Below are 3940 nucleotides of genomic sequence, written 5' to 3'. Positions count from 1 at the left end.
AATTTCTCTAAAGAAATTTAAGTCTTTTTTTTGTTAGCTTGATAGCTATGGATAACAATATCTCCTTTTTTACTTAATTTTGTTTAAGACTGAACTCTATCATATGCTCTTTGGTTTATTTCTATAATTTCTTTTAAACCTAATTTATTAACTCTCTCTATAAATTTTTCATAAGATTTGTCAAAGTCCTCTGCACCTAGTACCCACTTCTGACTCATTTCATCTAAAGCCATCGATATTTGTGAATTGATTTTTTGTACTTTCTTTGCTTCTTCTGGAGTATATTTAAAAAGTGGAACTTGATCCATTATATAACCATTTGCCATATACATCTCAGACCATTCAGTTGCTTTCGGATCTCCCCAAGCTTTTTCATATTCGTAATCCTGACGTGCTCCCATTTTAAATTGTAACCCGTTATCTCTTAATACTTGTAACGCATTTTTTCCAGGAGCTTTCATTACTTTATCTGTATAATATTTTTTTCCATTTTCATCTTTTGCGAAAGTATCTCCTTCGACTCCCCAGTTATAAAGTTCATATCCTTTATCTGAGAACCAGTAATCCATATATTTAATTATCGTTACTGGATCTTTAGCACTTGCAGAAATTCCCCATCCACCTAAAGATGTTGTTCTTGCATCTGGAGCATAACTCTTCCCTTTATATTTAGGTGGTGCGATTGCTATGAATTCAAATTTTTCATTTTGCTTTTTTAATTCTTCATCATTATTATATCCTGTTGTACTTGCAAACCAATCAAATGTAACTCCTCCAACATCATTACGCAACATATAATCTCTTCCACTAAAGCCTCTTGTATAAATCTCTGGATCTATAAGCCCCTCTTTATACCATTTAATTACTTCAGGCATAGCTTCTTTGAATCTCTCTTGAGTAGGACCATATTTTACTATACCATTATCTATATAAAATCCATATTCAGCTCCGAATAGTCCTACTAACTCTTTTGTTGCAAATTCAATAGTTCTATCAAAATACGGAATCTCATCCGCTTTCCCATTTCCATTTGGATCTTGCTCTTTAAAAGCTTTTAAAACTTTATAAAAATCATCCATATTTTCTGGAACTTGCAATCCTAACTTATCTAACCAATCCTTTCTTATAAATAATCCTTGTGATGCTTTCATCGCATACCAATCATAATAGCATGGAATATAATATATTTTTCCATCTGCAGCTACAGCATCCATTTTATATCTTGGATATTTTTCAAAAAAGGCTTTTATATTTGGAGCATGCTTATCTATTAATTCATTTAACGGTACCATACCTCCTGCCATACCTAAATTTTCAATTTTATCTGGATACGCATAAGATATAATATCTGGTAAATTACCTGAAGATACTGCTAAATTAAAAGCTTGAACTTCATCAGTTAAATTTTTAGATGTTGCACTTTCTAATTTTATATTTGTATCTTTGAATGCTTCTTTAAATACTAGCCAATTCTCATCAAAAACTTTTCCATTTTGAATTGCTAAAATTGACAATGTCACTGGTTTTTCAGATATTTTATAATTTTTATTTTTCTCATTAACATCATTTGAGAAACTTTTTAATCCTAATAAGGCTAATGATAAAACCAACATAGATTTTCTTCTATACATATTTTAGACCTCCCGAAAATATTTCTTATTTTTAGTATACCTCTTAATTCTTTTATTTTTCAATGGTTGTTTTTCTAACTATATGCTTTTTTCCTGTTTTGAATATACTGTTTTTTAATATTGAAAACTGAATATTTACTTTTTTTATAACTAAATGTATTATTAATTATATAAAAGAATTATTACTTATTAAAAAGAAAAAATTCTTTTAAAATACTATAATAATAGTAATTTTTACTTATATTTAAATATTCAATTGAAAAAAGTAAAATTATTTAATTAACTGGGAGGAACTATGAAAAATAAACTATTCAAAGAGAATAGTAAAAAAATAATTGAAACTTGTGATTTACTTTGCAAAAATACATTTATTTTTAATCATAAGTGGGATATGGAGGTTTGTAAAATTCCATATACTTTTTCTGAAGAAATTATTTGGAATAAAATTCCTTTTGAAGATCCTGAGTGGACATTTATGTTAAATCGTCATAAGTTTTGGATTTATCTTGCTAAAGCTTACGCTTTAACCTCTGAAAAAAAATACTTTGATACTTTTATCTCACAAGTTAACTCATGGATTGATACTGTAGATGTTTTCAAAGATGAATTTTTCAATTGCTCTAGAACTATTGAAATAGGAATTCGGTGTTTAAATTGGATAAAAGCTATTAAAATTTTTAAAAATAGCTCTTGTAATTTGAATTTTATTGAAAATAAAATAATCGAATCTCTTATATATCAATGTGAACTTCTAATTAAAACTTATGATGATTTTAGAACTCTTAGCAATTGGGGGGTTATGCAAAATTGTGGTTTAATCTCTCTAGCTTTAAATTATCAAAAGCAATACTCTATTTTAAACCAATACTTAGTTATTGCATTAGAACGTTTAGAACATCAGTGTAAAATCCAAATTTTACCTGACGGAGTTCACTGGGAGCAGTCTCCTATGTACCAAAATGAAGTTTTAAATTGTCTTCTTGATATTGCTTTTGATTTTGAAAAATTAAATTTAGATACACCTAGTTTTATTTTATCTAGCATAAGAAAACTAGCTTATAGTAATGCTTATATGAAAAAACCAAATCATAACCAACCTATGCAAGGAGACAGTGACGAAACAGATTTAAGAGATATTATTACTCGATCAGCTTATATTTTAAAAGATGGGACTTTAAAATATTTTGGTTATGATTTTGTTGATTTTGAATCTATTTGGGATATTGGAAATCTAAACATTTCTAAATATGAAGACCTTCCAACTAAAAAGCCTAATTTTACGTCAATTGCTCTAAAGGAAAGTGGAAACTTTTATCTAAGAGATTCTTTTGAAGACAATAGTAATTATCTTTGGTTTAGATGTGGAGCCCTTGGTAGTGGACATGGACATGGAGAACATCTACATTTTGATTTAGTATCTAATGGTGAAGACTTTATAAGCGATCCTGGAAGATTTACTTATGTTGAAGGCAATATAGATCGAGAGTTTTTAAAAAGTTGTTTTGCACATAATACTACTATTGTTGATAATATTCCCTTTAGTAAATTTAATGGAGCATGGGGTATTGTTGAATCCGCTTTAACTTTAAATACATACCACTCTTTTAATAAAACCTTTGATTTTGTAGAAGGTGGACACTTGGGATATATCTCTTTAGAATCCCCTGTTGTTACTAATCGAAAAATTTTATATTTAAAAAATGATTTGTGGATTATCATTGATGAATTTTTAACTGAAGGTATTCACGAATACTCTCAAATCTTTAATTTTTATCCAGATAAAAAACCTATAATTAATGATCAAAAAGCTTTTATTAAAGGAAAAAATAGCAATCTTTTCATGTATTGGATTGATAAAAACTTAAACTTAAATTTAAAAAATAGTATTTTTTCTACTGAATATAATAAAAAAAATTCTAATTTTCAGTTAGTTAGTTCTATAAAAAGTAATAAAAGTAAAACATTATTCACTGTAATATCTTCTAAAGAACTCACTATCAAAGAGGTTCCTATTTTAAGGGGAGATGGATCTTTTGTTCCTTCTTACGAGGCTCAAGCAATTGAAATTACTTTAACTCCAAATAATAAAATTATTGTTTTTAACTCAATGATTGATATAAATAACCAGAAAAAAAGTTATTTAATTGATGACATCTTATTTTATGGAAAAACTGGATTTATTAAAAAGTATAATAATACTGTATCTTTTGAAGTTATTAAATATTAAAAAAATATCCCTTAGAATAAATCTAAGGAGACTTCTTCAAATTTTGTGTAAACTCTAAAAAATTTAGAGTAATATTTTATAT

At 27.2% G+C, this 3940-nt stretch carries 2 protein-coding genes; one reads left to right on the top strand and one right to left on the bottom strand.

The genetic code is table 11. From position 1 onward, the window contains the following. Positions 1–83: 83 nt before the first annotated feature. Complete coding sequence (locus tag Q0V08_RS10995) at positions 84–1631, bottom strand: extracellular solute-binding protein (RefSeq protein ID WP_297434726.1); 1548 nt, start codon at positions 1629–1631, stop codon at positions 84–86. Positions 1632–1926: 295 nt separating this feature from the next. Here Q0V08_RS10995 and Q0V08_RS10990 point away from each other — a divergent pair, with 295 nt between their 5' ends. Further along, positions 1927–3858 (top strand): alginate lyase family protein, encoded by a 1932-nt coding sequence (locus Q0V08_RS10990; RefSeq protein WP_297434724.1) that lies wholly within the window; start codon positions 1927–1929, stop codon positions 3856–3858. Positions 3859–3940 lie beyond the last annotated feature (82 nt).

Source organism: uncultured Cetobacterium sp. (assembly GCF_947038635.1).
Lineage (GTDB): Bacteria > Fusobacteriota > Fusobacteriia > Fusobacteriales > Fusobacteriaceae > Cetobacterium_A.
The sequence above is the reverse complement of the archived record's forward strand: the minus strand, read 5'-3'. Positions and strand labels throughout refer to the sequence as shown.

Coding starts and splice junctions, on each gene's coding strand:
- Q0V08_RS10995 (WP_297434726.1), bottom strand. CDS start 1,631: ATGTATAGAAGAAAATCTATGTTGGTTTTATCATTAGCCTTATTAGGA.
- Q0V08_RS10990 (WP_297434724.1), top strand. CDS start 1,927: ATGAAAAATAAACTATTCAAAGAGAATAGTAAAAAAATAATTGAAACT.